5 protein-coding genes are annotated in these 7,969 nt (G+C 68.9%); 3 read left to right on the top strand and 2 right to left on the bottom strand.

Features of this window, described 5'->3' with window-relative positions; all coding sequences use genetic code 11:
• A partial coding sequence (locus E1261_RS41275) for a cation diffusion facilitator family transporter (protein WP_202875436.1) occupies positions 1-921 on the bottom strand: 921 nt, incomplete at its 3' end.
• 94 nt (positions 922-1,015) lie between these two features.
• Here E1261_RS41275 and E1261_RS41270 point away from each other — a divergent pair.
• Complete coding sequence (locus E1261_RS41270; protein ID WP_132415211.1) at positions 1,016-2,179, top strand: heavy-metal-associated domain-containing protein; 1,164 nt, start codon at positions 1,016-1,018, stop codon at positions 2,177-2,179.
• On the opposite strand, the gene lexA is transcribed toward E1261_RS41270, so the two are convergent.
• Entirely contained in the window at positions 2,176-2,829 is a 654-nt protein-coding gene (gene lexA, locus E1261_RS41265) for a transcriptional repressor LexA (protein WP_132415210.1), read from the bottom strand. The two genes, E1261_RS41270 and lexA, sit on opposite strands and share 4 nt — an antisense overlap.
• Positions 2,830-2,934: 105 nt before the next feature.
• On the opposite strand from lexA, the gene E1261_RS41260 reads away from it, so the two are divergent.
• Both E1261_RS41260 and E1261_RS41255 read left to right on the top strand, forming a co-directional pair.
• Entirely contained in the window at positions 2,935-5,706 is a 2,772-nt protein-coding gene (locus E1261_RS41260; protein ID WP_165952818.1) for an ATP-binding protein, read from the top strand.
• A gap of 157 nt (positions 5,707-5,863) precedes the next feature.
• Positions 5,864-7,888, top strand: coding sequence for a DUF1906 domain-containing protein (locus tag E1261_RS41255; RefSeq protein WP_238176774.1), 2,025 nt, complete (start codon positions 5,864-5,866; stop codon positions 7,886-7,888).
• Positions 7,889-7,969: the final 81 nt, after the last annotated feature.

Here is a 7,969-nt window from a genome sequence, read left to right as displayed (position 1 = left end):
GGTTAGGAGGGCGCGCTGGATTTCGGGGCGGGCGTTGAGGGCGTCTTCGATGGTGGTGAGGCGGGCGGCTACGTCGGATTCGGGGGCGTTGCCGGTGAGGTCGACGGCGGCGACGAGGAAGATGCGGTCGGCGCCTACCCATTCCATGTGCAGGAAGCTGACGGCTTCGATCTCCTCGTGTTCGAGGAGTGCGTCGAGGGCGCGGTTGTGGGCGGCGGGGCTGACGGCTTCGCCGGTGAGGAAGTCCGTGTTGCGGCTGATCAGGAAGAGGGCGACGAAGCCGAGCAGGAGGCCGACGACGATCGAGCCGATGGCGTCCCAAGCGGCGTTGCCGGTGATTTGATGCAGGGCGATGCCGGCGGCGGCTACCAGGATGCCGATCAGGGCGACCAGGTCTTCGACGAAGACTGCGCGCAGGATCGGGTTCGAGGTGGCTTTGACGTAGTGCAGGGGGCGGACGTGGCGCAGCGAGGCGGCCGAGCGGGTCTGGCGAAGAGCCTGCAGGAACGAGATGCTCTCGAGAACGAACGAGATCCCGAGTACGGCGTACGCCCAGGTGTACGACGCTTCTTCGGGCTCCCCGCTGCGGAGCGACTGGATGCCGTGCCAGACCGAGACCGCGGCACCGACGGCGAACAACCCAAACGCCGCGAACATCGACCAGATGTAGCCGACCCGCCCGTAACCGAGTGGGTGACTGGCATCGGCGGGTTTGGCGGCGCGGCGTTCGCCGATCAGCAGGAACACCTCGTTGCCGGCGTCGGCCCAGGAGTGGGCGGCTTCGGCGACCATCGACGCGGAGGCGGTGATGACGGCGACGACGCTCTTGGCGAGTGCGATCAGGATGTTCGCGGTCAGGGCGACGATCACGGTGAGAAGGCTCTCGCTCGCCTTGGGGCTGTCTGCCTGCGTGCTGCTCACTGGTCGACAGTAGACCGGACACGCCGCGCGACAAGGCCCGACGCGGCGGCAGTTCCTAGACTCGGGAGTGCCGTTGGAGTCCCGGGAGGCGCCGATGACCGCTGAACCACGTCTCTCGGACGATCGCTCCGAGGTGGCGCGGATCTTGTTCGAGCTCACCGTACCGGGGTTGCTGCAGAACGCCGCACACCCCGTCGAGGAGCAACGGATCGAGTACCGCGAAGAGGCGGTTGCGCGCGTTCTCGGCGGTCAGCTGAGCGGGTCGCAACTCGAGTACGTGACCAAGTCCATGTCCCCGTGCCCGCCGTACCTGGTCACCTCGGCGACGCATCGGATCACCTGGCGCGACAGTCGCGGGATCGTGAACGTCGCGCACACCGGACCGCTCGGCGCGGTCGTCCCGGTCGTCGCGAGAGAGGCGACGCTCGAGCTGTGGTCGCGGCTCGAGAACGACGCAGAGCTGGAGCGCCGTACGGCGGAACTCCCTGAGAACGCGATCAAGTTGCTAGCGGCAACCACCACCGACCGGACCCCGGTCGAGATCTTCCGGACCGGCGTGGACGCGGCCGCGAGAACGCTCGCTCAGCACGCGTTTCTCGTGGCCCAGACCCCGTACGGCGATGCTGCGGAGCTGGCGCGTGGACTCGGAGAGAGCGGTATCTTCGACGCGGTCGCGACCACCTGGTACTGGGGATTGCAGGCGTCGACCTACCGGCGCGGGATGATCCCGGCGTCGCTCGTCACGTTCGCCGGCCGCGTGCGCTACTCCGTCGACACTGTGGTCGCGCTCCGCGCAATGAAGGACGCCCAGCTGGCCCACGCGCAAGACGAATCCCTCGAACCGCTCCCGAGCACGCCGCAGTACAGCCGGCTCGCGCCCGGCCAGCGACCGCGTTGTCTCGCCCGCAGTCCCCAGCTGTACGCCGAGGGCCGGACGAGCGTGCTCGCACTCGTCGCCGACACCTTCGTGGAGACGTTCGTGGAGCTGCTCGACCACATCGAGGTCGTGCCGTCCGTCGTCGAGCACGCCCAGCCGGCCCCCGACGCCGAAGCCGAAGTGTTCGAGGTGCCGGATATGACCTGCAGTCATTGCACGCGCACAATCACCAAGGTGCTCGGTGAACTCGGGGTCGCGCCACCGGAGTTCGACCTGGTCACCAAGAAGGTGGTCGCCGTGTTCCCGTCCGCCGAGATCCGCGAGCGTGGGTTCGACGCGATCCGGGCGCGCGGCTACACCGTCGTACCGCAGGCCGATTAGACGGTGCGCAGCACCGAGACGACGACGCCGAGGATCGCCGCGTTGTCACCGTCGATGACCTCGAAGGCGGGGTTGCGCGGCTCGAGGAAGACGTGACCGTTGCGGCGCTTGTAGACCTTGACGGTGGCCTCCTCGTCGATCATCGCCGCGACGATCTGGCCCGAGTGCGCCTCGTGCTGCTGGCGGATCACGACGATGTCGCCGTCGCAGATGGCCGCGTCGATCATCGACTCACCGCGGACGCGGAGCCCGAAGACGTTGCCGCGGCCGGTGAGCTCGCGGGGGAGCTGCATGACGTCGTCCAGGTGCTCGATCGCGGAGATCGGCGTACCGGCGGCGATGTCGCCCACGACCGGGACCGAGACGTTCGTGCCGTCGTCCTCGCGGGCGGCCGACTCGGGCAGGAACATCCGGACGTCGATCGGCCGGGAGACCGAGGGGCTGCGGCGCAGGAAGCCCTTGTCCTCGAGGCTGGTCAGGTGCTTGGAGACCGACGACGACGAGCGCAGGCCGACCGCGTCACCGATCTGGCGACTGCTCGGTGAGTACCCGTGCCGCTGCACCCAGTCCCGGATCACCACCAGGATCCGTTGCTGACGCTCCGGCAGAGCATTCGCGTCGAGGTCGCCGAACAGATCGAGATCAGTCACCGCGAAATCCTAGGCCGGATCACCCGGCTGATCACTGACCGACGCGGGTTGAGTGCCCGAAAGCTTCTTGCGGGGCCGACCGGTCGGGCTGACATCATGGAGCGCATGACGGGATCGGGGGATCACCGGCTGGATCTGCACGTATTGGGACCGGTGGGGTTCAGGGTCGGGGAGGCGTCGCTCGAGATCGCGCGGCGGATGGAGCGCACCCTCGCGGTGCGGCTCGCGCTCGCGCACGGCCGGACGGTGCCCAGTGACGCGATCGCCCGCGATCTCTGGGGCGACGAGGAGCTTGAGCCGGAGCGTGTCGCCGAGCGCCTGCGCGTCCTGTCCCACCGGCTCCGCCGCGCGTTGGGCTCGCACAGCTCCCTGGTACGGCGGGAGTCCGGCGGCTATGCACTGGATGCGGGGATGCCGGACGTGGAAGCCGTCGAGGAGGCGGTACCGCGCGCGGCCGCATTACGTCGTACCGGCGAAACGAAGCGCGCGCTGGCCGTGATCGCGGAGTCGCTCGCCGAATGGCGGGGACCGGCCTTCGCCGACCTGCGGGACGTGCCGTTCGTCGCAGTCGAGGCCACCAAACTCGATGCCCTGCACCGCGAACTGCTCGTGCAGCGGGTCGAGCTCGAGCTGGATCTCGGGATCGATGTCACCGCGGACGTGGAACGCCTGGTGATCGCTCACCCGCTCGATGAACGCCTCACCGGCCTGGCCGTGATTGCCCTCTACCGCGCGGGCCGGCAGGCCGATGCGCTCGCACGAATCCAGCACCTGCGGGCCCGACTGGCCGATGAGCTGGGTGTGGATCCGTCGGTAGCCACCACCGATCTGGAGCTGCGGCTCCTCCGTCAGGACCCGTTGCTGCAGGCACCTGAAGCACCCGTGCCGAGCCGCCTTCCCGACCTGATCTGGCTGACTCCACGCGCTCACTTCGTCGGCCGAACCGACGACGTCCACACCCTGATCGACGAGCTCGACCGCCCGGGGCTGGTGACGATCGTCGGCGGTCCGGGCGCCGGCAAGACGGTGCTCGCGCGTGAAGTGGCGATCGCCGTACGGCGTGGGAATCGGCCGATCGCGTGGTGCGACCTGGCTGCGTTGACCAGCGACTCAGCGGTCGCGCCGGCGCTTGCGGCAGCCATCGGCGTCGACCCCGGCATCGGTGATCCGCTGCCTGAATGCGCTGAGCATCTGGCTGGCGCGCTGCTGGTTCTGGACAACGCCGAGCATGTCGTCGACGGCGTGGCCGAGGTGGTCAGAGCGCTGCAGTGGAAGGCGGAGCGGCTGTCGATCCTCGTCACGTCCCAGCGACCGCTGCGTCTGCGTTCCGAGCAGACTCATCAGCTCGGCGAGCTTGATCCGGAGGCAGCGGCCGAGCTGTTCCGCGTCCGATGCCGTTCCGAAGATCTGCTGCCGGGGGACGAGCGAGTCGCCGCGATCTGTGCCGCGGTCGACCATCTTCCGCTGGGCATCGAGCTGGCTGCCGGTCTGATTCGCACCCTCACGCTCGACCAGTTGGCCGCCCGCATCCACCAGCGGACCCGGCTCCTGGTGGCCGGCAACCGGGATTCGGGCGCCCGGCATTCGAGCCTGCGGGCCGCGATCGACTGGAGTCACGCGCTCCTCGATCCGCCCGCCCGGACGGTACTCAACCGGCTCGCGGTGTTCGCCGGCGGCTGCACCCTGGAGGCGGCCGAACAAGTTGCTGGCGGCAACGGAATCAACGTCGCCGAGATCCCGGTGATCCTGGCCGACCTGCACGAGCGCTCGCTGCTGACGGTCACGATCGGCGAGGGCGGTCGGCGCTACCGGCTGCTGGAATCGATCCGCGACTACGCGCTGGATCGGCTCGGTCGCGACGAGGACGCCGTACGGCGAGAGCATGCGCGCTGGTGTGCCGACCTGGCCGGGCGGACCGAGCGGTACGGCGGTGCCGACCATGCCGAACTGGATCGCGAACTCCGGTTGGAGGAAGCGAATCTCCGGGGAGCGATCGAATTCGCCCTCGAGAACGATCCGCCGCTGGTGCTGCAGCTCGTCACACCGACCTGGTGGTACTGGTGGAGTCACGGCGCGATCGAGAGCGGCCGCGACTGGCTGCGGCGTGCACTCGCGGCCGCCGATCCGGAGCCGACCGTCGAACGAGCCACCTCGATCCGGGTCTCCGCTTCGTTGACCCGCAACAGCGGCCAGTACGGCGAGGCGCGGGTGCTCGGGGAACAGGCCCTGCAGATGTTCCGGGAGCTCGGTGACGACCGCGGGTACGGCGCCTCCCTGATCGGACTCGGGATCACCAGCCTCGCCGGCCGTGATTACGAGCTGTGCCTGAAGCAGGCGACCGAGGCAGTCGAGATCTTCCGCGAACTGGCCAACGAGCGGTTGTGTGCGGCGGCGCAGAATCTGGTCGGCGCCGCACTCCGCGGACTCGGTCGGACTCACCAGGCAGAAGAGGTGTTTCTGGAGGTCTGTGCGGTCTGGCGAGCGCAGCACGACCTCCGCGGGCTGGGTGCCTCGCTCTGCAATCTGGCGCTGGTCCGGCATCAGCTCGGCGACTATGCCGACGTACGCGAACTGTCGCTCGAGGCGTTGCGGATCTATCGCGAGATCAACCTCACCGAAGGCGTGATCGATGCGGTGGACCTGATCGCCGGGGTCGAGTTGGCCGAAGGCCGTCCGGTGCAGGCGCTGCGGTTGCTGACGGTGGCCGGGCTGGAGCGGATCCGGATCGGGGCGCCGCAGATCGTGCCCGATGAACTCGACGCCCGCGAAGGTGCCGAGGCCGAAGCGCGCCGGCAGTTGGGGATCGCGGCAACCGCAGTCGTTGCTGAAGCCCGCGCCGTACCGCTTGAAGTGATCGCGCGGGAGCTTGCCACTTAGTGCAACGGCGGCGTGGCGAGGTCCGATCGCCGATAGCATCCGGGCATCGAGTCGAGTGCCGGATGCTCTTCGACAGTTGCGTGCAGAGGCAGCTTGACTTGGGGGAAGAACGGATTGGGCCTGGGGCTCCGCCGTCCGTCATCAGTGAGGAGCTGTTGTGAGGTTGTTCAGACCTGGGGTGGTCGCTCTCGCCCTTGGATTGGTCGGTGGCGTTGCCGCCGCCGGCCCAGCTGCTGCGCAGGAGACCCGCACCGTCTCGTACCGCGGCTATCAGGTGACCGTGCCGTCCGACTGGGCGGTGGTGGACCTGTCCGCCGACCCGACCGCGTGCGTCCGGTTCGACCGGCCGGCGGTGTATCTCGGCCGCAGTACGGCGCAGTCGAACTGCCCGGCGGATGCCGCCGGCCGCAGTCACGGCCTGGTCCTTGAACCGCTCGTCACCGCGACCCCGTCCATGCCGGGCTTGCTGCGCCGCGTCGTCCAGGATGCCGGCGTGCTGGCGACGGCGTACTACGAACCAGGTGCGGAACGCGCCGCAGCCGAGGTCCTCGGGACCGGGCGCGTCGTGTCGAAGTCGCGCGTCGCCCAGGTGGCCCAGCCGGCCGCCGTCGCGCCGTCGGTTGTTGCCACCGGAACCCTGAAGGGCGAGGCGTTCGACGCGTGTGCCGCGCCGCCGCAGGCCACGATGGACGCCTGGAAGCCGGACTTCCAGGGGATCGGTATCTACATCAGCGGTGGCGTCCGGCGCTGCGACCAGCCGAACCTGACGCCCGACTGGGTGACCACGAACGCGGGCAAGGGCTGGCAGTTCCTGCTGATCGACGTCGGCCTGCAGGCGCCGTGCTCGACCTTCAGCGCTGAGAAGAAGATGTCGGCCGAGCCGGCGACGGCGCTCGGCCAGGGCAAGACCGCCGCGGCGCAGGCGGTCCTGGCTGCGCAGGGGCTGGGGTTCGCGCCGCGCAGTGCGATCTACAGCGACATCGAGCACTACACGTCGACGGCTGCGTGCAAGGCCGCCGTACTGTCGTATGTGAGCGGTTGGACGCAGGAGCTCCACGCCCGTGGCTACCAGGGCGGTGTCTACGGCTCGGCCAGCTCGGTCGGCGCCGACTTCGCGAGCGCCTTCACCAGTACGGCGTACACGCGGCCGGACAACCTGTGGTTCGCGCACTGGGGCTCCACGCCGGTCGGGACCAGCCGGTTCGTACCTTCGACCACGTGGACCAACCACGAGCGCGTCCATCAGTACGCCGGTGACGTCACCGAGACGCATGGCGGCGTATCGATGCAGATCGACCGGAACTACGCCGATCTGACCGCGCTGCCGCCTCCCGTGACGAACTTCTCGGTCACGGGTGCGTCTTCTGCGGCGACCCTGCGCTGGACGAAGCCGGCCGGGGTGACGCTCGGGCAGATCATGATCCGCACGGCCGTCGGCTCCACACCGCCGCCGCTGGTGACGTCGGGCTCGTCGGTCTACAACGGGGTTGCGAGTCTGTACACCGTCAGCCGGCTGGCGAACTCGGCCAGCTACGCGTTCCGCGCCTGGGTGAAGGACAGTACGGGCAAGGTCAGCCCGGGCGCCGACGTACTGCTCGTTGGGACGAAGGCCACGGTGACGGCGAGCGGCGCGTGGATCACGTACGGCGGATCGGTCAGCGTCGCGACGACCGTCACCCGGCTTGATGGTGGACCGCTGAGTGGTGCACCGATCGTGCTCTACGCGAAGGCGAAGAACGCGACGGCGTACACGGCGATCGCCACGGTGACGTCGGATGCGAACGGTGTTGCGACCTCGGTGCAGAAGCCGGGCGTCTCCACGCACTACCAGTGGGGCTACAACGGTGCCGCCGGTCTGCTCGGTACGCGGAGCGCGGTGGCGCTGGTCGAGGTGCGGCCCGGGATCTCGTCGTACCTGACACCGGCTGCGATCAAGTTGGGTGCCACGAGCAACTTCTACGGCTACCTCACGCCGCCGCACCAGGGCACCAAGGCCTACCTGCAGCGCAAGTCAGGGACGAGTTGGGTCGCGGCCGGCACGGGCCTGCTGTCGGCCAACGGCAAGTACTCGTTCGTCATCAAGCCGACCGCGAAGGGTACCTACACCTACCGCGTCGTCTGGCTCGCCGACGCCGACCACCAGGGCACCCAAACCCCCTCCAAGGTGCTAACAGTCAGCTGACCGCACGTTGGATCGGTGTTCCTACCGCACCCAGCAGACCCACCCGTTGGTCCGCTTGCCGGACCGCCACCACTGTCCACC

It is taken from the genome of Kribbella albertanoniae, from assembly GCF_004348455.1.
Lineage (GTDB): Bacteria > Actinomycetota > Actinomycetes > Propionibacteriales > Kribbellaceae > Kribbella > Kribbella albertanoniae.
Note: the sequence above shows the minus strand (reverse complement) of the source record. Positions and strands in the feature narration are given on the sequence as shown.

Coding starts and splice junctions, on each gene's coding strand:
- E1261_RS41260 (WP_165952818.1), top strand. CDS start 2,935: ATGACGGGATCGGGGGATCACCGGCTGGATCTGCACGTATTGGGACCG.
- E1261_RS41270 (WP_132415211.1), top strand. CDS start 1,016: ATGACCGCTGAACCACGTCTCTCGGACGATCGCTCCGAGGTGGCGCGG.